This is a genomic window from Roseateles sp. GW821-FHT03B02, assembly GCF_059421025.1.
This window is the reverse complement of the sequence record NZ_JBWKUV010000003.1, coordinates 452,125-475,649: the sequence shown is the minus strand read 5'-3', so window position 1 is coordinate 475,649 and position 23,525 is coordinate 452,125. Positions and strand designations below refer to the sequence as shown.

Below are 23,525 nucleotides of genomic sequence, written 5' to 3'. Positions count from 1 at the left end.
CGACGGCCGCGGGCCTGGCGGCGGCTGGCGTACCGCGGGGAGGTCGGCAGGGCGCGTCAGTGGCGAAGCGCGCCGCCTCATGCCATCCGGCTTGCAGGCCGCATGTCCTTCGGCAGGCGTCGAACAGCGCGCAGGCGCTGTTCTCGTTCCTGCCTCAGTGCGTGCGCTCGATGGCGCCCTGGGGGGCGAAGCTGTGGGCGCTGGCCAGCGGCCAGTAGATGCGGAAGGTGTTGTGCGTGAGTTCGCCGCGCAGCACGGCGCCGGGCTCGACGAAGGGCAGCAGGTTGGCCAGCAGCCGCACCTCGTGCTTGTCCAGCCGGTGCACGATGTGCTGGGCCGTGATCTCCTGCGGGTGACACAGGCCGGCGGCCTCCACCAGTTCCTTCAAGGCCTTCAACGTGCCCTCGTGGAAGTTGGCGACGCGCTGGGCCTTGTCGGGCACGACGATGGCGCGCTGGCGGTGCGGGTCCTGCGTCGTCACGCCGGTCGGGCAGTGGCCGGTGTGGCAGGCCTGGGCCTGGATGCAGCCCAGCGCGAACATGAAGCCGCGCGCCGAGTTGCACCAGTCGGCGCCCAGGGCCATCAGGCGCACGATGTCGAAGGCCGTCGTCACTTTGCCGGCGCAGCCGAGCTTGACCTTGTCGCGCAGGTTCAGGCCGATCAGCGTGTTGTGGACCAGCAGCAGCCCCTCCTGCACCGGCGCGCCGACGTGGTTGGTGAACTCCAGCGGTGCAGCACCCGTGCCGCCCTCGGCGCCGTCGACGACGATGAAGTCCGGCGTGATGCCGGTCTCCAGCATGGCCTTGCAGACGGCAAACCATTCCCAGGGGTGGCCGATGCAGAGCTTGAAGCCGGTGGGCTTGCCGCCGGACAGCGTGCGCAGCCGCTCGATGAACTGCATCATCTCGATGGGCGTCGAGAAGGCGCTGTGGCGGGCCGGCGAGATGCAGGCCTGGCCCACCGGCACGCCGCGCGCGGCGGCGATCTCGGCCGTCACCTTGGGGCCGGGCAGCACGCCGCCGTGGCCCGGCTTGGCGCCCTGGCTGAGCTTGAGCTCGATCATCTTGACCTGCGGGTCGCGTGCACCGGCCTCGAATCTCTCGGCGCTGAACGAGCCGTCGTCGTTGCGGCAGCCGAAGTAGCCCGAGCCGATCTCCCAGATCAGGTCGCCGCCATGCACGCGGTGGTGCACGCTGATCGAGCCCTCGCCGGTGTCGTGGGCGAAGCCGCCCGTCTTCGCGCCCTTGTTCAGCGCCAGGATGGCGTTGGCGCTGAGGGCGCCGAAGCTCATCGCCGAGATGTTGAAGACGCTGGCCGAGTAGGGCTGGGCGCGCTCGGCGCCGATGGTGATGCGGAAGTCGTGGCTGGTCAGATGCGTCGGTGCCAGCGAATGGTTGATCCACTCGTAGCCGCGCGCGCCTACATCAAGCTGGGTGCCGAATGGACGCTGGTCGGCCTCGCCCTTGGCGCGCTGGTAGACGATGGAGCGCTGCGCGCGCGAGAAGGGTGCGGCGTCGTTGTCGCCCTCCAGGAAGTACTGGCGGATCTCCGGGCGGATGAACTCCAGCAGGAAGCGCAGATGCCCGATGACGGGGTAGTTGCGCAGGATGGAGTGGCGCTGCTGGCGCACGTCGCGCAGGCCCAGCAGCGTCAGCGCTAGGAAGACGAGGGTCAGCACGCCGTCGCTGAGCCCGCCCATCCAGCCGACGGCGAAGAACAGCGCCAGCAGGCCGCACAGCATCCAGGTCAGGTAGCGCAGCGGGAAGTGCTCATTGATGCGTCGCATCCAGCCGGGCCAGGCAAGCATGCAGAGTCCTTACAAACGTGACCGACGGATGCTAAGCCCGATGGCCTCCACAATCGCCCGCATCAACCCTCGAGGTCGCCACCCATGAAGTCCCTGTTCTCCGCCATCGGCTGGTTGTTCACCAAGGCCTGGTGGCTGCTCGACGGCACGCGCCGTGCGCTGATGAATCTCTTCGTGCTGCTGCTCGTCGTCGTCTTCGTGACGGCCCTGCTGACGCGCGGCCCCAAGCCCCTGGCCGACAAGACCACGCTGGTGCTCAAGCTCGACGGCAGCCTCGTCGAGCAGTTCTCCGGCAGCCCGCGCGAGCAGCTGCTGGCCCAGGCCCAGGGCCGCGGCACACCCAAGCAGACGCGGCTGCGCGACGTGCTGGCGGCGCTCGACCAGGCTGCGAAGGACGACAAGATCAGCGCCGTGCTGCTGGACGTGGACGACCTGAGCGGCGCCGGCCTGGCAGGCCTGCATGAGGTCAGCGCCGCGCTGCAGCGCTTCAGGAAGAGCGGCAAGCCCGTGCTGGCCTATGCCGACAGCTACAGCCAGCGCGGCTACTACCTTGCGGCTCAGGCCGGCGAGGTCTATCTGCACCCCATGGGCCTGGTGATGCTGGAGGGCTTCGGCCGCTGGCGCACCTACTACAAGGATGCGCTGGACCGCCTGGGCGTCACGGCCCATGTGATGAAGGTCGGCACCTACAAGAGCTTTGCCGAGCCCTACACCGCCAACGGCCCCAGCCCCGCGACGCTGGAAGCCGAGGGCCTGGTCTACGGCGAGCTGTGGAGCGGCTTCACGACCGCCGTCGAGACGGCGCGCAAGCTGGAGGCCGGCAGCATCGGCAGGAGCATCGACCAGATCCCGCAGCTGCTCGTCGCCGTGAAGGGCGACGCCGCCCAGATGGCCCTGCAGGCAAAGCTGGTCGACGGCCTGAAGACGCGCGACCAGATGCGCGAACTGCTGATCGCCAAGGGCGCCAGGGACGAGGAGAGCAAGAGCTTCCGCCAGGTGTCGCTGGCCCAGTACCTGGCCTATGTGAAGGAGGGCAGCGCGCCGAACAAGCTGCAGCCGGGCGTGGGCATCGTCGTGGCCGAGGGCGAGATCGTCGACGGCGATGCCGGCCCGGGCCGCATCGGCGGCGACTCCACCGCCCGCTTGATCCGCAAGGCACGCGAGGACGAGGCCATCAAGGCCGTCGTGCTGCGCGTGAACTCGCCGGGCGGCAGCGCCTTCGCGTCCGAGATCGTGCGCCGCGAGCTGGAGCTGACGCGCCAGGCCGGCAAGCCCGTCGTCGTCTCGATGGGTGACGTGGCGGCCTCGGGCGGCTACTGGATCTCCATGGCCAGCGACGCCGTCATTGCCGACGCCGGCACCATCACCGGCAGCATCGGCGTGTTCGGCATCCTGCCCACGGCCGAGGGCCTGATGAACAAGCTGTCGCTGCACACCGGCGGCGTCACGACCGCCTGGCTGGCCGGCGGCTACGACCCGCGCCGCCCGCTGGACCCGCGCTACCAGGCCGCGGTGCAAGCCGGCGTGGAGAACATCTACGCCCGCTTCACCGGCCTCGCGGCGCAGGCGCGCAAGAGCACCCCGGAGAAGATCGACGGCGTGGCCCAGGGGCGCATCTGGACGGGCGCACAGGCCAGGGAACGCGGCCTGGTCGACCGGACCGGCAGCTTCGACGACGCGCTGCAGGCAGCCGTGCAGCTGGCCAGGTTGGAGGTGAAGGCCGGTGAGAAGCCGCGCGTGGCCTACGTTGAGCGTGACCTCAGCCGCGGCGAGCGCCTGCTCGCCTCTTTGACCGACGTGCTGGCGCCGCCGCTGGCCCTGGCCGTCGGGCAGTCGCTGGGGCTGGATGCTTTGCCGGCGCCTGTCGTCGAGGAGCTTGCGGTGTTGAAGGAGCTGTCCAGGGTCGCGGCGCGCGGCCAGCTCGACAAGGCCGCGGCCGTTCACTGCCTCTGCGGCGCGCCCTAGTCCAGCGTCTGGCGGTAGCGCAGCAGCGCCACGCCGCCGGCCACTGCCAGGAAAGCCAGCATCGGCCACAGCTCGGGCGCCAGCTCAGCCGCGCCCGAGCCCTTCAGCATGACGCCGCGAACGATGCGCAGGAAGTGGGTCAGCGGCAGCGTCTCGCCCAGCCACTGCGCCCACACCGGCATGCCGCGGAAGGGGAACATGAAGCCCGACAGCAGCATGGACGGCAGGAAAAAGAAGAAGGTCAGCTGCAGGGCCTGGAGCTGGTTGCGGGCCAGCGTCGAAAACGTGAAACCCACGCCCAGGTTGGCCAGCATGAAGACGCCGATCATGGCCAGCAGCAGCGTCACGCTGCCCACCATGGGCACGCTGAACAGCAGCCAGGCCGCGCCCAGGATGACGCCCAGCTGCACATAGCCCAGCACGACATAGGGCAGGATCTTGCCCACCATGACCTCGATGGGACGCACCGGCGTGGCCAGCAGGTTCTCCATCGTGCCGCGCTCGCGCTCGCGCGTCATGGCCAGGGCCGTCAGCATCACCATGGTCATCGTCAGGATGGTGCCCACCAGCCCGGGCACGATGTTGTAGCGGGTCAGGCCCTCGGGGTTGTAGCGGCGCTGGATGCGCACCTCGAAGGGCGGTGTCTGGGGCGCGCGCCCGGCCAGAGCGCCGCGCAGGTCACGGTTCAGCGCGGTCTGGCCCAGCTGGCCCAGCGCGGCGATGGCGTTGCCGGAGGCGGACGGGTCGGTCGCGTCGGCGGCGATGAGTACGGCCGGCTTCTCGCCACGCACGATGCGGGCGCCGAAGTCGGCCGGCACGATGACGAGGAACTGGATGTCGCCGCGCTGCAGCAGTGCGTCGCCACGGGCTTCCGCGATGCCGCTCTCGACGACGCGGAAGTAGCCACTGGTCTGCAGCGCCGCGACGAAGCTGCGCGCCATCGGGCTCGTGTCCTGCGCCACGACGGCCGTGGGCAGCCCCTTGGGGTCGGTGTTGATCGCGTAGCCGAAAAGCACCAGCTGCAGGATGGGCACGCCGACCGCCATCGCGAAGGTCAGCTTGTCGCGCAGCATCTGCTGCACTTCCTTCAGCGCGATGGCGAAGGTGCGCGCCAGGGCCTGCATCAGGCGGCCTCGCTGAAGTTGTCGGTGGCCTGGCCGACGAGGCGCACGAAGGCGTCCTCGAGGTCGCTGGCACCCGCGGCCTGCACGATGGCCGCCGCCGTGCCGCGCGCCAGCACACGGCCGTAGGCGATGTAGACCAGCTCGTCGCAGCGCTCGGCCTCGTCCATGTAGTGCGTGGAGACGAGCACGGTGATGCCCTCGCCGGCGAGCTGGTGGATCTGGTCCCAGAACTCGCGCCGGGCCTTGGGGTCGACGCCGGCGGTGGGCTCGTCCAGAAGCAGCAGGCGGGGGCGGTGCAGCAGGCAGGCGGCCAGGGCCAGGCGCTGCTTCCAGCCGCCGGACAGCGCACCGGCCAGCTGCTGCTGGCGCGTGGCCAGGCCCAGGCGCTCCAGCGCGGCGTCGACGGCGGCGCGGCGACGGGGCATGGAGAACAGCCGCGCGACGAAGTCCAGGTTCTCGCGGATCGACAGGTCTTCGTAGAGGCCGAACTTCTGCGTCATGTAGCCCACCTGGCGCTTGACCTCGGCGGCCTCGCGGCGGAAGTCCAGGCCCAGCACATGGCCCTCGCCGGCATCCGGCGTCAGAAGGCCGCAGAGCATGCGCAGCGAGGTCGTCTTGCCGCTGCCGTTGGGGCCGAGGAAGCCGACGATGCGGCCGGCGGCGACCTGCATGTCGACGCCGTCGACGACGCGGCGGCCGCCGTAGGATTTGCTCAGCCCCTTGACGTCAATAGCCAGCGCCGCCGCGTTTTCGGGCCGAGCGCCGGGCCGTCCCAAGCCGGCCCGGTCGGCGATGTGCTCGCGGCTCGAGGCCGCGGGCATCACCCTCCCCTCGGGGGACCGACCGGGCGAGCCCGCGTTCAGCGGGGCGGAACCGGGCGAGGGGCTTGCGTTCATGGCCTGACGTCCAGCGGCTGGCCCGGATGCAGCCGCTCCGCGTCCTCGGCCTTCACGGGCCGCGCCTCGACGAGAAAGACTAGTTTGTCGCGCTGCTGGTTGGAGTAGATGACCGGCGGCGTGTACTCCGGCCCGGCCGCGATGAAGCTGATGCGCGCCGGGATGGCGGCGCCGCAGCCGTCGCAGCGCAGGTTCACCGGCGCGTCCAGCTTCAGGCTGCCCACTACCGACTGCGGCACGTAGAAGCGCGCCTTGCGGCCGGCCGGCGGCAGCAGGGCCAGCACCGGCTGGCCAGCGCCCACCCATTCGCCGGGGCGCAGGAAGATGTCCTGCACGCGCGCCGCGACGGGCGCGCTCTGGCGCTTCTGCTCGACGCGCCAGGCCGTCTGCGTGCGGCTGCTGCGGGCGGCGTCGGCCAGCGCCCGCGCGGCGCTGCGGGCGTCCTCGCGCGCGGGCAGATGGGCTACTGCCAGCGCGGCCTCCAGCTCGGCGACGCGGGCACGTGCCTGGGCCTGGGCCGTCGCGGCCTCGTCCATGCGGGCCTTGGCGATGAAGCCCTGGGCCAGCAGTTGCTGCTGGCGCGCGAGCTCGGTGCCGGTCAGGCGCTCGGCGGCGCGGGCCTGGTCCAGCTGGGCACGGGTGACGGCCACCTCGGGGGCGCGCCGGCCCTTGTCGGCGTCGCGGGCCTGGGCGATGGCACCCTGCATGCGGGCCTCGGCTTCGCTGTCGGCCGCGAGCTCGGGCGTGGCGTCGAGCTCGAACAGCACCTGGCCCGCAGCGACGGCCTCGCCCGAGCGCACGGCCAGCATCGTCAGCCGCCCGGCCACCGGTGGCGCGATGTAGACCGGCTCGGCCTCGGCATAGCCCGTCCAGCCTGCAGGCGGCCTGTCGCTGCAGCCGGCCAGCAGGGCCGCGGTCACCAGCGTGATGGATTTCATGGGCGCGACTCCTCGGAGGCCGGCGGCGGCGGCAGGGCTTGATCCGCATCATGGCCGGGATGCGGGGGTTGGGTGATTATTGAAGCCGAGTTTGATGAGGGCCTGACCACACTTGCCAGCATTGATCGATTCATTAGCATGCCGACGAGGAGACCGCGAGTAGCGGTCCGGCAAGGAGACAAGTCCATGAATGTCGCCACCTGGATGCGCAGTTTCACGATCCGCACTCGCATGCACGGGGCCATCGCCATGGTGCTGCTGATGTTCGCGGCTCTGGGCCTGACCGGCCTGCTGGGCGGACGCCAGCTGATGGCACTCAACGTCGAGGTCACCACCCACACGACGCGCGATCTGCAGAACCTCGCCACCATCCGCCAGGCCCTGGCCGACGTGAGGCTGGAGGAGAAGGAGATGGTCATCGCCTACGAGACGCCCGAGCAGGTCAAGCAGTTCCGCGAGCGCTGGGGCGCCGCGGCCCAGCGCCTCGAGATCGCGCTGCAGGGGCTGCAGCAGGGCAAGCAGCAGGACAACAAGGCCGCCGCGACTGAGGCGCTGAAGTTCCTGCAGGACTACCGCAGCGGTGCCCAGCCCGTGCTCAACCAGATCGAGGCCGGCGGCTTCGACACCGCCAAGGTGGCCGACCGCATGCTGAACCGGCCCAAGGCGGCGATGCGCGAAATCGAGAAGCGCGTGGAGACGATTGCCGGCCTCATCGATCAGCAGGCCAAGGCGGCCGAGACCGAGTTTGACGCCGAGATGCGTCGCATCGCCTGGCGCTCCGCCATCGTGCTGCTGATCGTCGCGCTGCTTGTCGTGCCGCTGACGCTGATCAACTCCGCCACCATCACCAGCCCGATGCGCTATGCCGGTACGGTGGCCCAGTCGATTGCCGGGGGCGATCTGGAGAACAGCATCCGCATCGTCGGCCGCGACGAGGCCTCCGACCTGCTGCGGGCGCTGGACTCGATGCAGACCAGCCTGCGCGATCTGGTGCGCCAGGTGAAGACCTCGGCCCTGAGCATCGACACGGCCAGCAGCGAGGTCGCCTCCGGCAACCAGGACCTGAGCCGGCGCACCGAGCAGGCGGCCTCCAGCCTGCAGCAGACGACCAGCTCGATGGAGGACCTGACCAGCGGCGTGCGCCATGGCGCGGACGCTGCCGGCAAGGCGCGCGAGCTGGCCGCCGGCGCCGCCGACGTGGCCCGCCGCGGTGGCCAGGAGGTGTCCGAGGTGGTCACGACCATGGACGAGATCAACGCCAGCTCGCGGCGCATCGGCGACATCGTCGGCCTCATCGACAGCATCGCCTTCCAGACCAACATCTTGGCCTTGAACGCGGCCGTGGAGGCGGCGCGGGCGGGCGAGCAGGGGCGGGGCTTTGCCGTCGTCGCCGGCGAGGTGCGCGCCCTGGCCCAGCGCTCGGCCGGTGCGGCGCGCGAGATCAAGTCCCTCATCACCGCCAGCGTCGAGCGCACCGAGGCCGGTGCGCGGCTGGTGCAGCATGCCGGCCTGACGATGCAGGAAATCGTCGACAACGTGCAGAAGGTCAGCGACATGATCGGCGAGGTGGCGACCGGCGCGGCCGATCAGAGCGCGCGTATCGGCCGGGTTAACGGCGCCGTCAGCCAGCTCGACCACATGACCCAGCAGAACGCGGCCCTCGTGGAGCAGTCCGCGGCAGCTGCGGACAGCCTGCGCCAGCAACTGCTGTTGCTGACGGGAGCGGTGGCGCAGTTCCGCATCGATGAGCGCGAGGGCTGAGACGGAGCCCCTTGCCCGGCCTGGCCTGCTGAGCGCGGCCAGTCCGGCCGATCCCCCGAGGGGACGGCGATGCTCGCCGGATTGACCGGCAAGCACATCGCCTGAGCGGGCCGGTTTGGGGGCGGCCCGGCGCTCGGCCCGAAATACCCGGCCTGAGCTAAACTTCGGTCCGACAAAGCGCCGATTTGTTCCGGATTGCGGGCGCTCTATAAATGCCGCTAAACAGGACTCCGAACCAACCGGCGTCCGCAACAGTGGCGCCGGTTTTGTTTTTTGGAGTAGGGCCATGACGGGCCGTAGCGTCGGCGACGTGTCGCCGCAGAGTTTCCATTTCGACGAGCCGCTGCCGCTGCGCAGCGGCGCCAGCCTGCCGAGCTACGACCTGATGGTCGAGACCTATGGCCAGCTAAACGCCGAACGCAGCAATGCGGTGCTGGTCTGCCACGCGCTCAACGCCAGCCACCATGTCGCCGGTACCTATGCCGGCCAGGCGAAAAGCGAAGGTTGGTGGGACAACCTCATCGGGCCCGGCAAGGCGCTGGACACCGACAAGTTCTTCGTCATCGGCATCAACAACCTCGGCTCCTGCTTCGGCTCCACCGGGCCCATGCACGTGAACCCGGCGACCGGCCGCGCCTGGGGGGCGGACTTCCCCGTCGTCACCGTGCAGGACTGGGTGGACGCCCAGGCCCGCGTCGTCGAGCGCTTCGGCATCCTGAGGCTGGCGGCCGTGCTGGGCGGCTCGCTGGGCGGCATGCAGGCGCTGGACTGGGCGCTGCGCTACCCCGAGCGCGTGGCCCACTGCATTGCCATCGCCACCGCGCCCAACCTGTCGGCGCAGAACATCGCCTTCAATGAGGTGGCGCGCCGCGCCATCGTCACCGACCCCGACTTCCACGGCGGCCACTTCTATGCCCATGGGGTGGTGCCCAAGCGCGGCCTGCGCGTGGCGCGCATGATCGGCCACATCACCTACCTGTCCGACGATGTGATGGCCGAGAAGTTCGGCCGCGAGCTCAAGGGCGGTGCGCTGGGCTATTCCACGCAGGACATCGAGTTCCAGATCGAGAGCTATCTGCGCTACCAGGGCGACAAGTTCAGCGACTACTTCGACGCCAACACCTATCTGCTCATCACGCGGGCGCTGGACTACTTCGACCCTGCCTCCGAGCACGGCGGCGACCTGACGCGTGCCTTCGCCTCGGCGCGCGCCAAGTTCCTCATCGCCAGCTTCACGACCGACTGGCGTTTCTCGCCGCAGCGCTCGCGCGAGATCGTCAAGGCCCTGCTCGACAACCGGCTGGACGTGTCGTATGCGGAGATCGACGCGCCGCACGGCCACGATGCCTTCCTGCTCGACGACCCGCGCTACCACGGCGTGCTGCGGGCCTATTTCGAGCGCATCGCCGGCAGCCTGTGCCCGGCGGCCCGGCCCCTGCAGATCAAGGGGGTGGCCGTATGAGCTTCGATCCCGCGATTGCGGCCCTGGTGCCGCCCGGCTCGCGCGTGCTCGACCTGGGCTGCGGCACCGGCGAGCTGCTGGAGCACCTCATCAAGCACAGGGGCTGCACCGGCTACGGCGTGGAGCTGGACGACGCCAACCTGCTGGCCTGCGTGAAGCGTGGCGTCAACGTCATCCAGCGCAACCTGGAGGAGGGCTTGTCCATCTTCGAGGACCAGAGCTTCGACGTCGTGCTGCAGCTGGAGACGCTGCAGCATCTGCGCAATGCCGAGCAGATGCTCAAGGAGACGGCGCGCGTCGGCAAGATGGGCATCGTCAGCTTCCCCAACTTCGCCCACTGGCCCAACCGGCTGCAGGTGCTGCTGGGCCGCATGCCGGTCACGCGCGCCCTGCCCTACGAGTGGTACGACACGCCCAACATCCGCGTCGGTACCTTCGCCGACTTCGGCGTGCTGGCACGCAAGAACCAGCTCAAGATCCTGGACGCCTTCGGCCTGCAGAACGGCGCGGTCGTGCGCACCCTGCCCAACCTGCTGGCCAGCGTGGCGGTGTTCAAGTTCGAACGCGAGTGAGTGCGCAGGGTGGCGGCATAGTGCGGCCATGCGCCGCTCCCGCTTCCTGCTGACCCTGGGCGCCCTGCCGCTGGCCGCGCGCGGGGGCGGGCCGGCGCCGCTGCGGGTCGTCTACCCCAATCTCGACGGCCTGGGCGACTCGGCGCTGGGCTACCAGGTGCTGCGCCTGGCGCTGCAGAAATCCGGCCAGCCCTTTCGCCTCGCGCTGACCGAGGCGCCGACAACCCATGTGCGCGCCCGGCTGCAGCTCGAAGCGGGCGAGATCGACATGGTCGACTTCGGCGGCAACGCCGATTTCGAGCGTCGCTTCCACGCCCTGCCTTTTCCCATCGACCGCGGCTTGAACGGCTGGCGGCTCTTCGTCATCCGCGCCGCGTCCCAGCCCGACTTCGACGCCGTGGCCGACATCGCCACCCTGCGCCGCTTCCAGGCCGGCCAGGGCCATGACTGGGCCGACATCCCGGCCCTCGAAGCCGCCGGCCTGACCGTGCAGCAGGCCGGCAGCCTGACGGGCCTGTTCCGGATGCTGGCCGCGGGCCGCTTCGACTTCCTGCCGCTGGGGCTCAACGAAGTCTATGGCCTGCTGGAGCGCAACCGGGCCGATGCGCCGGCATGCGCCGTCGAGCGCCGGCTGGTGCTCGTCTACCCCTTCGCGCGGCTGATGTTCGTGCGCCGCGGCAACGAGGCGCTGCGCGAAGCCCTGCACGCCGGGCTGCAGGCCGCCTTCGACGATGGCAGCTTCGAGGCCTTGTTCAACGCCCATCCGGGCAACCGGGCGGCGGTCGAGCAGGCCCGGCTGGCCGAGCGGCGGGTGCTGCGCATCGGCAACCCGACGCTGACCGACACGGTGCGCGGCATCCCGCCGCGCTATTTCTTCAAGCCCTAGCCGGAGGCGGCTCAGGCGGACTTCTTGTGGCCCTTCTTGGCCACCTTCTTGTGCTTGGCCTTGGTGGTCTTCTTGGTGGCGGCCTTGGCCTGCACGCCGCTGCTGACGTGGCTGGCGCTGTGGTGCTTGGCCACGCGGGCCTCGGCGGCGGGAGCAGCGAAGGCGATGGCGAGGGCGGCGGCGGTGAACAAGGTTTTCATGGAGGTTTCCTGCGGTTGATGCCGACAGCGTAGCGGACTCAGCTTGCGGCTAGCTGCCTTTGCGGACGACCTGCCCGTCGTCGGTGCGCTCGTCTTCCTTGAAGACACCTTCCCAGCGGTCGCCGCTGGGCCAGTAGAACGTGCCCTGGCCATGCTTGAGGCCGCGCGCCCAGGCGCCTTCGTAGCGCTCGCCGCTCTTCCAAGCGTACTTGCCGTCGCCGTGGGCCTTGCCGGCCTCGAACTGGCCTTCGTAGACATCGCCGCTCGGGAAGACCATGCGGCCGCGACCCTGGGGCAGGCCGGCGGCCATCTGGCCCTCGTACTGGTTGCCGTTGGAGAAGCGCATCTTGCCGACGCCCTGGGGCTTGTCGTCGACCCATTCGCCGTCGTAGCGCTGGCCGCTCATCCAGACATAGCTGCCCCTGCCGTGCGGCAGGCCCTGGCGGATCTGGCCGCTGTATACGTCGCCTGAGGCATAGGTCAGCTTGCCCTCGCCCTCGGGCTGGCCGTCCACCAGCGTGCCCTCGAAGTGGTTGCCGTTGGCGAAGACCATGGTGCCGCGGCCGGTGGCGCGGTCGGCCACCCAGTCGCCCTTGTAGCGCTGGCCGGTGGCCCAGCGGATCTCGCCGACGCCTTCGCGCCGGCTGTGCGTCAGCGGCCCTTCGTAGACGTCGCCGTTCTTCCATTCGACGCGGCCGGTGCCGGTGACGGTGTCGTCGTCGTTGCGCACAAACTGGCCGACGTAGCGGGTGTCGCCCGCGATGCGGTCGAAGAGCTTGGGCTCGGGGGGCGGGGCCGGCGTGGGTGCCGCGGCCAGCGGCACGACGGGCGTGGCGGCAGCCTGGCGCAGCGGCACGGCCGCGGCAGGCGGCGGGCCGGCGGCAGGCTTGGCCAGCGCGGGTGCGGCGGCTGGCGTGCCGGGCTTGGGCGCCTGGGCCACCACCGGCGCCGGTGCCGGGGCAGGCGCCGGTGCGCCGGGCAGCGGTGTGGCCACCCAGGGCGTGCCGCGCTCGCGGGCCAGGGCCTGGGCGTTGTTCAGGGCCAGCTCCTGGGCGCTGCCCTTGCAGAGCTTGGCCGTCTCGCGCCACAGGGTCTCGCCGATCTGGCTCTGGGTCTGGCGCTCGGCCAGGGGCAGGGCGGCGCCGCTGTTGCGCAGCTTGCCGGAGAACTCGCGGGCGCGCTCGAAGGGCGGGGCGCAGAACTCGGCGTTGTGGCCGTCGATCTCGCTCTGGTCATGGCGGCGCTGGGCGATCTGCTGCTGGCTGCCGGTGCATTGCTCGGCGGCCAGCTCCCACATGCCCTCGGCCTTGCGGTAGAGGCTGGCGGCATCGGAAAAGCGGCGCTCGCCGAAGGCGGCGCGCGCCAGGTCCTGCAGCGCGCCGGCCTCGCGGTGGGCGGTCTCGCACTGGCTGCCGGCCTGCAGCTTCTCGGCCAGCGCGTCGCGCGTCTTCTGGCTGTCGGCCAGGTTGCGCTGGGCACGCTCGCGGGCGCGGCCGTCGCAAGTGGTGATGGCCGCGCCCCACTGCGCGACGGCCTCGTCCTGCAGCTTGACCAGGGCCTCCAGCGGCTGGTTCTGCGACTGGGCCGTGGCGGCGCGCAGGTCGGCTGACAGGGCGCGGCTGGTCAGCTGGGCGCAACTCGGCGGCGGCGGGGCGGGTGGCGCCGCGGGGGCGGAGGCGGCGGAATCCGGGGCCGAGGCCGCTTCGGCCGGGGCGCTGGCGGCGGGCTCGAGTGGCGTCTGCGCCTGGACGAGGGTGGCCGCGAGGAGCAGCAGGACGATGGCGGACTTCATTTCTTGCGGGCGGACTCGGCGGGCATTTCCAGCATGGCGTCGATGAGGCCGCGCGAGAAGCGGCCGGCGCCCGGGTCGTCGGGGCTGTCGAAGCTGAAGCTGCTCTGGGCCGAGGCCAGCGGCATCGCGCCGATCTCGGCCAGCAGCGCATCGGCACGGAAGCCGCCGAGGATGGCGACGACCTCGGCCTCGAAGCCGCGCGCGGCGGCGATCTTGTTCAGCGCGGCCAGCCGGTCGGCGTCGAACAGCAGGGCGTTCTGCGCCAGGCTGCGCTCAACCAGCTTCTGGTGCAGCGTGAAGCCCGCCAGCGGCGGTGCGCCGAGCGCCGCCATGCGCGTGAACGCCCAGGCGTCGGCGCGCTCGAAGGCGGTGGCGGCGATGCGCGAGATGCCCGACAGCGAGCCGCGGTTGGCGGCGGCGGCCTGCATGACGTTGAGCACCTGCTGGCGGGTCAGCTGCTGGGCGGCATCGGCCAGGCCCTCGCGGATCTTTTGCGCCGCGAGCGCCTTGCCCTGCTCGATGAGCTGCTGCTTCAGGAACTCGCTGGCGGCGCTGGCGGCGGCGCTCTTGGCCGCGCTGATGGCGGCGTCGGCGGCCAGCGCCGCGGCCTTGACGCCGGAGGCCAGCGTGGCGAGGTTGTAGAGGGTGCCGCCGATCTTGAGCGCGTAGTGGTAGGTCTTCATGCGCGCCCCGCCCTCCTCGGAGAGGCCCTGCGTCCACAGCACGGTCCACAGCGCCTCGTCGGGCGTGGGCTCGGCCTGGGTCAGCTCCAGCGGGTGCAGGCTGAGCAGCCAGTGGTAGTCCTGCAGCTGGGGCGTGTTGGGCGGCGCAAAGCGGGTGTAGCCGCGGCAAACCTCGAAGGGCTTGACGTGCACGGCCTTGGCGGCCGCCGCGCCGACGGTGAAGGGCTTGCCGTTGTCGCGCGCCTCGGCCAGCCATTCCAGCAGCCGCTCGCCGTCGTCGCTGGCCTGGCCGGCGACGTGGTTGATGCGGGCACCCATGGGCAGGGGCGAGTCCTGCGTCACGGCGATGACGGTCAGGCGCTCGTCCACCTGCAGGGCGCGCACCCAGGCGACGCGGTCGCTCTCGCTCCAGCCGGCGCTGGTGGCCACGGCGAAGGGCAGCTCCCACTGCTTGTCGCAGTCCTTGTCCTTCAGCGCGGCGCTGCGGGCGATGGCCGGGCGGATCAGGCGCTCGCCGGCACCGTAGGCGCGCATGCCGGCCAGCAGGGCCTCGTCGACCTGGCGGCCATCGTCCACGGTGAACTTGGGGCCGGAAGCACAGCCGGTCAGCAGGGCGAGCAGGAGCGTCAGCAGCAGGCGAGTCATCGTGCCGCCGAGCCTAAGCGCTGGGCATGACACGAGGCGCCGGTAGTTTTCCGGAGCGTCCTAAACTCTCCGGATGCGCCACAAGCGCACAGGAGACCGCCATGAACGCACGAGACCCCCAACTGCCCCTGCAGGCTGACGAAGCCACTGCGCTGGGCAGCTTTGCCGCACGCGTCTGGGACGAGGAGATCGTCCCCGCGCTGACCGACTACATCGCCATTCCCGCCAAGAGCCCGATGTTCGACGCCGACTGGGCGGCCAACGGCCACCTCGAGAAGGTGCTCACGCAGGCCGCCGCCTGGGTGGAGAGCAAGAAGGTTGCCGGGCTCAAGCTCGAGGTGGTGCGCATCCCGGGCCGCACGCCGGTCATCTTCTTCGAGGTGCCGGCCACCAAGTCGGGCAGCGAAGACACCATCGTGCTCTACGGCCACCTGGACAAGCAGCCCGAGTTCAGCGGCTGGCGCAGCGACCTCGGCCCCTGGACACCCAAGTACGAGAACGGCCTGCTCTACGGCCGTGGCGGCGCTGACGATGGCTATGCGGTCTACGCGTCCCTCACGGCCATCATGGCGCTGGACCAGCAGGGCATCCCGCGCCCGCGCTGCGTCGGCATCATCGAGACCTGCGAGGAGTCCGGCTCCTTCGACCTGCCGGCCTACATCGACCTGCTCAAGCCCCGGCTGGGCAATGTCTCGCTCGTCGTCTGCCTGGACTCCGGCGCCGGCAACTACGAGCAGCTCTGGCTGACCACCTCGCTGCGCGGCATGGTGTCGGGCGTGCTGAAGGTCGAGGTGCTGACCGAAGGCATCCACAGCGGCGACGCCTCGGGCTGCGTGCCGTCGAGCTTCCGCATCCTGCGCCAGGTGCTGGACCGCCTGGAGGACAGCAAGACCGGCCGCCTGCTGCCGGAGAGCTTCCACTGCGAGATCCCGGGCGCGCGCCTGGAGCAGGCGCAGGCGACGGCAGCCATCCTGAAGGACGAGGTCTACAAGCGCATGCCCTGGGCCTGCGGCGCGGACGGCGGCCCGGTGCTGCCGGTCACGACCGACCCGGTCGAGGTGCTGCTCAACCGCACCTGGCGGCCGACGCTGTCGGTCGTCGGCGCCGACGGCTTCCCCGAGCTGAAGAACGCCGGCAATGTGCTGCGGCCCTACACCGCCTTCAAGCTGAGCCTGCGCCTGCCGCCGCTGATCGACGGCAACGCCGCCGCGCTGGAGCTCAAGAAGCTGCTGGAGGACAACGCGCCCTACAACGCCAAGGTCACCTTCGTGCCCGACGGCCGCGCCGGCGCCTACGGTGCCACCGGCTGGAACACGCCCGAGCTGTCGCCCTGGCTCAGCCAGGCGCTCAACGACGCCAGCCAGGCGCATTTCGGCGCGCCGGTGGGCTACATCGGCCAGGGCGGCACGATCCCGCTGATGAGCATGCTGCAGAAGGGCTTCCCGGCCGCGCAGATGATGGTCTGCGGCGTGCTGGGGCCAAAGAGCAATGCCCACGGCCCAAACGAGTTCCTGCATGTGCCGTACGGCAAGCGCTTGACCGCCGCCGTGGCGCAGGTCATGGCCGCTCACCCCTGATCGGATGGACCAGCTCCGCGCGATCAAGGTCTTTGTCCGCGTCATCGACGAGGGCAGCTTCGCCGCCGCGGCGCGGGCGCTGGACCTGGCGCCTGCCGTTGTCACCCGGCTCATCGCCGAGCTGGAGGATCACCTCGGCACCCGGCTGCTGAACCGCACGACGCGCCGCCTGGCCCTCACCGAGATCGGCGACGCCTACCTGGAGCGGGCGCGGCGCATCCTGGCCGACGTCGACGAGGCCGCGGCGCTGGCGGCCTCGGCCACGCAGGAGGTGCGCGGCCTGCTGCGCGTGCTGTGCCCGCCGGCCATCGCCGTGCATCAGCTCGCCAAGCACCTGCCCAAGTTCCACCGCGAGTACCCGCTGGTGACGCTGGAGATCACCTCGCCCGGCCCGGTCGAGACGGTGGATGACGGCTATGACCTGACCATCTTCCTGTCCCGCGAGCTGGTGGACGGCGACTTCATCGCGCGCCGGCTGGCGCGCAGTGAATTCATCATGTGCGCCTCGCCGGAGTACCTCGACCAGCGCGGCCGGCCTCAGCATCCGCACGACCTCAGGCTGCACGACGCGCTGCTGCCGCCCACACCGGCGCTGATGCGCGGCCTGACGCTGCAGCGCGGCGACGGCTCGGAGGAGATCACGCTGCCCATCGTGCCCTCGCGCGCCGCACTCTCCACGACGCACATGGACACCAACTACGCCGCCGCCCTGCACGGCCTGGGCGTGGCGGGGCTGCCCAGCTTCATGGTGGAGGATGCGCTGTTGGAACAGGCGCTGGAGCGGGTCATGCCGCAGTGGCGCCTCTTCGGCACGACCCTGTGGGCCGGCATGCCGACGCGAAAGTACGTGCCGGCCCGCACCCGCGCCTTTCTCGACTTCCTGCTGCAGGTCTTCGGCGGCGAGGACCGCGACCCCTGGCTGGTGGCCGCTGGCTGCGCGACCTGTCCCTGACTACCTGAGGCTGAAGCCCAGCTCGAAGAACTCGGGGAAGCGGGCCTCCATGGCCCGCTTCAGCGGCCCGAAGGCGACGTAGCGGCTGGCCGTCTTGACGATGTGGGCCAGCAGGCGGCGCTCTTCTGCATGGCCCTGGCTCAGCAGCGCGAGGTGCTGGCGCAGCGCGCTCCACTCCAGCTGGCGCCAGTACTCGCCGAAATCGGCCGCCAGTTCTTCGTCCAGCTGGCCGGCGGCGCGGCAGGCCTGCCAGTGGCGCACGGCCCAATCGATTTCCTGATGCTCCTCCCAGGCCAGTTCGGGCGGTCGCAGCAGCGCGGCGATGCCGTCCGTCACGGCGCCCTGGCGCGCATCGTCGAGCAGGCGCTGCAGCACGGTGTCCAGGCCGTTGTCGGCGATGCGTGCCAGGCCGGCGCGCAGGGCCTGCGCGTCGGGGGGCGATGGCGGGACGGGGTGGGCGCACAGTTCGGCGCAGGCTGCGCGTACCAGGCGGTCAGCGTCGTCGGGGTGGGCGATCAGTTCCTGGATCAGGGCGGAGGTTGGCAGCGTCATCGGGTGAAAGCCCTCGTGGATAATCAAATTCTAAGAACCGCCGGCCCCGGCATCCTCACCGACTCCGAGCCTTCCCTGCCCGTGCCGCGCCCGTTCCGCCTCCCCCAAGCCGCCCCGCTGCCCACCCTGATCGCTCTGGCCTTGTGCGCCTGGGGGCAGGCCGCGGCTCAGCAGGCCCCTGCCGACACCGTGCTGCCCCTGCGCGGCAGCCGCGTGCTGGCCGCGCCGTCCAAGGCGGCCGGCGCCAAGCCGGCGCTGGTCATCTCGGCCGGCAAGCTGTCGGCCCAGATGGACCAGCAGGCCGAGGGCACGCAAGGCGTCGAGCTGCGCTACGGCGAGCTGGTGCTGAACACCGACCAGCTCAACTACCGCGTCACCGACGACCTGGCCCGGGCCGAGGGCAACGTCCGCATCAACCACAACGGCAACGTCTTCACCGGCCCGTTGCTGCAGATGTACGTGAGCCGCTTCGAGGGCGAGTTCCTGACGCCCAGCTTCTTCCTCGCCGCCACCGGCGGCGCCGGCAAGGCCAAGGTGCTGAAGTTCCAGGACAGCGAGCACATGAGCGCGACGGACGGCAGCTACAGCAGCTGCCCCGTGGTGGAGAACCAGGAGCCGGCCTGGCAGATCACGGCCCGGCAGCTGCGCATGGACCTGGCCGCCAACGAGGGCCAGGCCGATGGCGCCGTGCTGCGCTTCCTGGGCGTGCCCATCCTGGCTGCGCCGTCTTTGAGCTTCCCGCTCAGCGCCGAGCGCAAGTCGGGCTGGCTGCCGCCCAACATCTTCCTGGACAACCGCGGCGGCCTGGAAACCGGCGTGCCCTACTACTGGAACATCGCCCCGCAGCGCGACGCCACCTTCACGCCCTTCATCATGACCAAGCGCGGCGTGGGCCTGGACAGCGAGTTCCGCTACCTGGAGCCGGGCCACGCCGGCCGCATCAACGTCGACCTGCTGCCCGGCGACCGCGTCTTCGGCCGCTCGCGCTGGAGCCTGAAGCTGAACAACGACGGCCAGGTGTTCGGCGACTGGCGCTACCGGCTCAAGAGCGAGCGCGTCTCGGACGACGACTACTGGAAGGACATGTCGCGCCGCGTCGAGAGCCAGACGCCGCGCCTGCTGGCCAGCGACTTCACGCTGAACCGCCAGCGCGAGCTGTCCTGGGGCGTCATCGACACCTATGCCCGCGTGCAGCGCTGGCAGACGCTGCAGGGTACGGACGCCCTGGCCCGGTTCGACACACCCTACCAGCGCAGCCCGCAGATCGGCGTGCGCGTCACGACGGCGGCCGACGAGGCCGTGCTGGACAGCTTCCGCCCCTGGGGCCGCAAGGCGCGGCTGGAGGGGGGGCTGGAGCTGGAATACAACCGCTTCGACCTGCCCGGCTCGGCGCTGGCGGCCCAGGCCCGCGGCGGCCAGCGCCTGCATGCGCTGGGCCATGTGGCCGCGCCGCTGGGGGGCGAGGCCTGGTGGTTCATCCCGCGGGCCTCGTTCAACGCCGCGGCCTACGACCTGGACCAGGCCCAGGCCGATGGTCGCCGCCACATGGGCCGCGTCATCCCGACGCTGAGCATCGACCATGGCTGGGTGTTCGAGCGCGACACCACGCTGTTCGGCCGCGACTACCGGCAGAGCCTGGAGCCGCGCCTGTTCTACGTGAACACGCCCTTCCGCGACCAGGCCAACCTGCCCAATTTCGACTCGGCGCCCAAGGACTTCAACTTCGACTCCATTTACACCGACAACCCCTTCTCGGGTGTGGACCGGGTGTCGGACCTGCATGCCCTGAGCGTTGGCGCCACCAGCCGCTGGGTGGGCGCGAACTCGGGCGAGGAGATCCTGCGCCTGGGCGCCGTGCAGCGCTTCCTGTTCCGCGACCAGAAGATCACGCCGGACGGCCAGCCCGTCACGCAGCGCTTCTCCGACCTGCTGCTGGCCGCCGCCGCCCACCTGGACGAGAAGTGGTGGGCCGACGGCACGATGGAGTTCAACCCCGAAACCAACCGCTCGGTGCGCTCGGTGCTGCGCGCGCGCTACTCGCCCGGGCCGTTCAAGACGGTCAGCGTCGCCTACCGGCTGGCGCGGGCGCAGAGCGAGCAGGTCGAGCTGGCCTGGCAGTGGCCCATCTACGGCACGCCCGTCACCTCGCGCGGTGCCGACAGCAAGGCTTGCGGCGGCGCCTGGTACAGCGCCGGGCGCGTGCAGTACTCGCTGCGCGACCGCCGCCTGACCGACTCGGTCATGGGCTTCGAATACGACGCCGGCTGCTGGGTGCTGCGCTGGGGTATCGAGCGCCTGTCCACCGGCCGGGCCGAAACCAACACGCGGCTGATGCTGCAGCTGGAGCTGGTCGGCCTGTCGCAGCTGGGTTCCAACGCCCTCAAGGTCTTGAAGGACAATGTGCCCGGTTACCGAAGGCTGAGCTCCGACCGCTCGCCGAGTTCAGATTTCCAACCATGATCCATCGCCTAGCCCCCTCCATCCTTGCCGTGACGCTGGCCCTGGCCGCCTTCCAGGCCTCGGCCCAGACACCCACGCTGCAGCCGGGGGACTACATCGCCGCCGTCGTCAACCAGGACGTGGTGGCCGCCAGCGAGGTCGTCCAGCGTACCGAGCGGCTGCGCCAGGAGGCCCGCCAGCGCGGCGAGGTCATGCCCGAGACGACGGGCCTGCGCAAGCAGGCGCTGGAGGCGCTGATCGAGGACCGTGTGCTCGTCACCTACGCCCGCGAGAACGGCCAGAAGATCGACGAGGCCGAGCTGGATCGTGTCGTCGCCAACGTGGCGGCGCAGAACAAGCTGACGATGGAGCAGCTGCGTGAGCGCCTCAAGCAGGACGGCACCGACTACAAGAGCTTCCGCGAGAACCTGCGCGACCAGATGATGACCGAGCGCGTGCGCGAACGCGAGGTGCAGGGGCGCATCAAGGTGACCGACGCCGAGATCGACGCCTACCTGGACAAGAAGCGCGCCGACCTCGCCAGTGGCGGCATGGTCAACCTGGCCCAGGTGCTGGTGCCCGTGCCCGAGGGCGCCGCCGAGAGCGTCGTGGCCGAGAAGCGTGCCCGGGCCGAAGCGGCGCTGGCCCGCATCAAGGGCGGCGAGGATTTCGCCAAGGTCGCCCGCGAGGTGTCCGAGGACGGCAACAAGGCCCGTGGCGGCGAGATCGGCCTGCGCCCGGCCGACAAGCTTCCCGATGTCTTCGTCAATGCCGTCAAGGGCCTGAAGAGCGGCGAGGTGGCGCCCGAGATGCTGCGCAGCGGCGCGGGCTTCCACATCCTCAAGGTCGTCGAGCGCCAGGGCGGCGCCTCGCTGACCCAGAGCATCCAGACTCATGCCCGCCACATCCTGCTCCGACCCTCGGCCCAGCTGACGGCCGAAGTCGCCGCACGGCGCCTGGCGGAGATGAAGCGCCAGATCGAGACCGGCCAGGCCAGGTTCGAGGATCTGGCCAAGGCCAACTCCGAGGACGGTAGCGCCCCCGAGGGCGGCGACCTGGGCTGGATGGGCGCGGGCGGCTTCGTGCCCGAGTTCGAGGAGGCGATGAACGCGCTGGCACTGAAGGGCATCTCCGGCCCGGTCGTGTCGCGCTTTGGCGTGCACCTGATCCAGGTGCTGGAGCGCCGCACCGTCGAGGTCGAGATGAAGCAGCTGCGCGACCAGGCCCGCGGCGCGCTGCGCGAGCAGAAGTACGACGAGGCCTACCAGGAGTGGGTCAAGGATCTCCGCACCAAGGCTTTCGTCGAAGTGCGTGAATGGCTCGACTGAGTTCCCACATCCCGCGCAAGCGCTTCGGTCAGCATTTCCTGACCGACAAGGTGCTGATCGACGCCATCGTCGACCTCATTGACCCGCAACCGGGCGAGACCCTGGTCGAGATCGGCCCTGGCCTGGGCGCGATGACGCTGCCGCTGTTGGAGCGCATTCCCAAGGGTTCGGTGCCGCTGACCGTCATCGAGCTGGACCGCGACCTGGCCGCGCGGCTGCGCAAGCGCGACGACGTCGAGGTCATCGAGAGCGATGTGCTCAAGGTCGATTTCAAGGCCCTGGCCGCCGCCAAGGGCGCCAAGCTGCGCGTCGTCGGCAATCTGCCCTACAACATCTCCACGCCTATCCTCTTCCATCTACTTGAGGCGGTGGACGACGTGGTGGACCAGCACTTCATGCTGCAGAAGGAAGTCGTCGACCGCATGGCCGCCGGCCCGGGCGGCAAGGATTACGGGCGGCTCAGCGTGATGCTGCAGTGGCGCTACGACATCGAGTCGGTGCTGGACGTGCCGCCCGAGGCCTTCGACCCGCCGCCGCGCGTGGACTCGGCCATCGTGCGCATGCAGCCGCTCAAGCACCCGCCGGCCGTCGACCCCAAGCTGCTGGGCGAACTCGTCGCCAGCGCCTTCTCGCAGCGTCGCAAGCTGCTGCGCCACAGCCTGGGCCACTGGCTGGCCGAGCGGGGCTACACAGGCCACTTCGACCTGCAGCGACGGGCCGAGGAGGTGCCGGTCGACGAGTTCGTCGCACTGGCGCTGGAAGTCCAGAAATAGAAAACGGGACCCGCGGGTCCCGTTGTTCATCGAAGGGTCGAAATGCTCAAGCGGCGTTGAGCCACATCGAGGTATCGAAGGCACTGCACATCATCGGCATGTTCATGCCGAAGTTGGGGTTGCCAATCGTCGACTTCGCGCTTTTCGGCGCGGGCTTCTCAATCACCGGGGCCACCTCAGCAGCCCGCTCCCATGACCCGTTTTCTTGGGAGCGGGCTACTGAAAAGAATAGAAACACCGGAAGGGGATCTTCCTGTCGGCCCAGTAGTCTGCCGTGTCGCGGAAGACGTCGAGCAACTGCTCGCGGGCCTCGCGGTCGAAGCGCACGTTGTCGGGCAACTGCTCCAGCACCACGACAAAGCCCGGCTGGCTGCCGGCCTTGTGGACGAGGTCGGTCATGCAGTCATGCAGGGCGTCCAGGTTCTTGCCGAAGTGAGCAGGGAAGAGGAACGCCTGCGCGATGCCGTCGAGCACGTCCTGCTTGGACTGCGCCTCCGACAGGTTGGCGTACAGGAAATGCTGGCCCGCTTCTTGGGCGGCCTGCATCAAGTCCTCGACCCGGTAGGCCCGTATGGCCTGCACGATATTGGGACGGACGGTCTGCAAAAGCATGGTCGCGTTCCTCCTTTCAAGTCACAAAACTGCGAAACCTGGGACGCTCACCGTGCAGCCTGGGCGCGGATGCGCTTGAAGCTGGCATAGTGATCGTCGGTGTAAAAACAGACCTCGGGCGCCGTCGGGGGCGTGCCGCCGCAGATGATGCGGCGGGCGCCTCGCGTACGAGCGCCAGGGGTCTTGACCGTGTATTCGCGGTAGAAGCCGCGAGCCTTGCGGGGCAGCAGGCGCTCACGATTGCCGAACACCACGCCATCCTTGGCATAGGGAAACGGGCCGCCGGCAAAAATGAGCCGGTGCGTTTCCTGAGCCTGGGCGGGCAGCTCGCTCAGCGAAATTTCAGCCAGAGCGGGCGTTGCGGTGGGCGGGGCTTCCTTGGCTTGCGCGCCGCCGGCCAAGCCGGCAAGCAGCAGGGCGGACAGTGCCGCCGAGGCGCCTGAGCGCGCCAGCCACGAGAGCAAAAACACGGGTTTACCCTGCTTCGAAAACCATAATGGTACCGAAGCGGCCACCAAAGCTCAAGCCGGACCCCGACGCCGATGCCTGGAATTGCAGCAT

General features: G+C 70.1%; 19 protein-coding genes, 1 pseudogene and 1 riboswitch. Of the genes and pseudogenes, 10 read left to right on the top strand and 10 right to left on the bottom strand.

Annotated elements, in window-relative coordinates:
• Nucleotides 1-154: 154 nt before the first annotated feature.
• Nucleotides 155-1,807 carry an FMN-binding glutamate synthase family protein gene (locus AC07VX_RS11990; RefSeq protein ID WP_493164956.1) on the bottom strand — a complete coding sequence of 551 codons (1,653 nt, stop codon included), beginning with the start codon at nucleotides 1,805-1,807 and terminating at the stop codon, nucleotides 155-157.
• Between the two features lie 84 nt (nucleotides 1,808-1,891).
• Here AC07VX_RS11990 and sppA point away from each other — a divergent pair, with 84 nt between their 5' ends.
• Complete coding sequence (gene sppA, locus AC07VX_RS11985) at nucleotides 1,892-3,772, top strand: signal peptide peptidase SppA (protein ID WP_493164955.1); 1,881 nt, start codon at nucleotides 1,892-1,894, stop codon at nucleotides 3,770-3,772.
• Here the strand turns inward: sppA and AC07VX_RS11980 are convergent.
• The 3 genes and pseudogenes from AC07VX_RS11980 to AC07VX_RS11970 all read right to left on the bottom strand — a co-directional run bounded on the left by AC07VX_RS11980 (nucleotide 3,769) and on the right by AC07VX_RS11970 (nucleotide 6,730).
• Nucleotides 3,769-4,896: an ABC transporter permease gene (locus AC07VX_RS11980; protein ID WP_493164954.1), complete on the bottom strand. Its 1,128-nt coding sequence runs from the start codon at nucleotides 4,894-4,896 to the stop codon at nucleotides 3,769-3,771. The two genes, sppA and AC07VX_RS11980, sit on opposite strands and share 4 nt — an antisense overlap.
• Nucleotides 4,897-4,967: 71 nt before the next feature.
• Nucleotides 4,968-5,717: pseudogene (gene ccmA / locus AC07VX_RS11975) on the bottom strand (heme ABC exporter ATP-binding protein CcmA); the annotation flags it as partial.
• 71 nt (nucleotides 5,718-5,788) lie between these two features.
• Nucleotides 5,789-6,730, bottom strand: a complete 942-nt coding sequence (locus AC07VX_RS11970) for an HlyD family secretion protein (protein ID WP_493164953.1) — start codon at nucleotides 6,728-6,730, stop codon at nucleotides 5,789-5,791.
• A 186-nt stretch (nucleotides 6,731-6,916) separates the two neighbouring features.
• Between AC07VX_RS11970 and AC07VX_RS11965 the strand changes: the two genes are divergently transcribed.
• The 4 genes from AC07VX_RS11965 to AC07VX_RS11950 all read left to right on the top strand — a co-directional run bounded on the left by AC07VX_RS11965 (nucleotide 6,917) and on the right by AC07VX_RS11950 (nucleotide 11,411).
• Nucleotides 6,917-8,491: a methyl-accepting chemotaxis protein gene (locus tag AC07VX_RS11965; RefSeq protein WP_493164952.1), complete on the top strand. Its 1,575-nt coding sequence runs from the start codon at nucleotides 6,917-6,919 to the stop codon at nucleotides 8,489-8,491.
• 167 nt (nucleotides 8,492-8,658) lie between these two features.
• Nucleotides 8,659-8,734, top strand: a riboswitch (SAM riboswitch).
• 43 nt (nucleotides 8,735-8,777) lie between these two features.
• Nucleotides 8,778-9,953, top strand: coding sequence for a homoserine O-succinyltransferase MetX (gene metX, locus AC07VX_RS11960; RefSeq protein WP_493164951.1), 1,176 nt, complete (start codon nucleotides 8,778-8,780; stop codon nucleotides 9,951-9,953).
• On the top strand, nucleotides 9,950-10,525 hold the full coding sequence (gene metW, locus AC07VX_RS11955) for a methionine biosynthesis protein MetW (protein ID WP_493164950.1): 576 nt from the start codon (nucleotides 9,950-9,952) through the stop codon (nucleotides 10,523-10,525). Before metX ends, metW begins: the two co-directional genes overlap by 4 nt.
• A gap of 28 nt (nucleotides 10,526-10,553) precedes the next feature.
• Nucleotides 10,554-11,411, top strand: a complete 858-nt coding sequence (locus tag AC07VX_RS11950) for a hypothetical protein (RefSeq protein WP_493164949.1) — start codon at nucleotides 10,554-10,556, stop codon at nucleotides 11,409-11,411.
• Nucleotides 11,412-11,422: 11 nt separating this feature from the next.
• On the opposite strand, the gene AC07VX_RS11945 is transcribed toward AC07VX_RS11950, so the two are convergent.
• The 3 genes from AC07VX_RS11945 to AC07VX_RS11935 are packed head-to-tail and all read right to left on the bottom strand — an operon-like array spanning nucleotide 11,423 to nucleotide 14,731.
• The gene (locus AC07VX_RS11945; RefSeq protein ID WP_493164948.1) at nucleotides 11,423-11,611 is read right to left on the bottom strand and encodes a hypothetical protein; all 189 of its coding nucleotides are present in this window, start codon (nucleotides 11,609-11,611) and stop codon (nucleotides 11,423-11,425) included.
• 49 nt (nucleotides 11,612-11,660) lie between these two features.
• Nucleotides 11,661-13,403, bottom strand: coding sequence for an MORN repeat-containing protein (locus tag AC07VX_RS11940; RefSeq protein WP_493164947.1), 1,743 nt, complete (start codon nucleotides 13,401-13,403; stop codon nucleotides 11,661-11,663).
• Nucleotides 13,400-14,731: a hypothetical protein gene (locus AC07VX_RS11935; protein WP_493164946.1), complete on the bottom strand. Its 1,332-nt coding sequence runs from the start codon at nucleotides 14,729-14,731 to the stop codon at nucleotides 13,400-13,402. The genes AC07VX_RS11940 and AC07VX_RS11935 overlap by 4 nt, the downstream gene beginning before the upstream one ends.
• A 101-nt stretch (nucleotides 14,732-14,832) precedes the next feature.
• Between AC07VX_RS11935 and AC07VX_RS11930 the strand changes: the two genes are divergently transcribed.
• On the top strand, nucleotides 14,833-16,308 hold the full coding sequence (locus AC07VX_RS11930) for a M20 family metallopeptidase (RefSeq protein ID WP_493164945.1): 1,476 nt from the start codon (nucleotides 14,833-14,835) through the stop codon (nucleotides 16,306-16,308).
• A gap of 4 nt (nucleotides 16,309-16,312) precedes the next feature.
• Nucleotides 16,313-17,260, top strand: coding sequence for a LysR family transcriptional regulator (locus AC07VX_RS11925; RefSeq protein ID WP_493164944.1), 948 nt, complete (start codon nucleotides 16,313-16,315; stop codon nucleotides 17,258-17,260).
• On the opposite strand, the gene AC07VX_RS11920 is transcribed toward AC07VX_RS11925, so the two are convergent.
• Nucleotides 17,261-17,812 carry a hypothetical protein gene (locus AC07VX_RS11920; protein WP_493164943.1) on the bottom strand — a complete coding sequence of 184 codons (552 nt, stop codon included), beginning with the start codon at nucleotides 17,810-17,812 and terminating at the stop codon, nucleotides 17,261-17,263.
• Nucleotides 17,813-17,827: 15 nt separating this feature from the next.
• Between AC07VX_RS11920 and AC07VX_RS11915 the strand changes: the two genes are divergently transcribed.
• From AC07VX_RS11915 to rsmA, 3 genes are read left to right on the top strand one after another with little or no spacing between them, the layout of a single operon-like run.
• Nucleotides 17,828-20,272: an LPS-assembly protein LptD gene (locus AC07VX_RS11915; RefSeq protein WP_495122010.1), complete on the top strand. Its 2,445-nt coding sequence runs from the start codon at nucleotides 17,828-17,830 to the stop codon at nucleotides 20,270-20,272.
• Nucleotides 20,269-21,579, top strand: coding sequence for a peptidylprolyl isomerase (locus AC07VX_RS11910; RefSeq protein ID WP_493164941.1), 1,311 nt, complete (start codon nucleotides 20,269-20,271; stop codon nucleotides 21,577-21,579). The genes AC07VX_RS11915 and AC07VX_RS11910 overlap by 4 nt, the downstream gene beginning before the upstream one ends.
• Entirely contained in the window at nucleotides 21,567-22,352 is a 786-nt protein-coding gene (gene rsmA, locus AC07VX_RS11905) for a 16S rRNA (adenine(1518)-N(6)/adenine(1519)-N(6))-dimethyltransferase RsmA (protein ID WP_493164940.1), read from the top strand. Before AC07VX_RS11910 ends, rsmA begins: the two co-directional genes overlap by 13 nt.
• Nucleotides 22,353-22,568: 216 nt before the next feature.
• Here rsmA and AC07VX_RS11900 read toward each other — a convergent pair whose 3' ends face one another.
• Entirely contained in the window at nucleotides 22,569-22,964 is a 396-nt protein-coding gene (locus AC07VX_RS11900) for a barstar family protein (RefSeq protein ID WP_056873061.1), read from the bottom strand.
• Between the two features lie 47 nt (nucleotides 22,965-23,011).
• The gene (locus tag AC07VX_RS11895) at nucleotides 23,012-23,365 is read right to left on the bottom strand and encodes a guanyl-specific ribonuclease (RefSeq protein ID WP_493165027.1); all 354 of its coding nucleotides are present in this window, start codon (nucleotides 23,363-23,365) and stop codon (nucleotides 23,012-23,014) included.
• Nucleotides 23,366-23,525 lie beyond the last annotated feature (160 nt).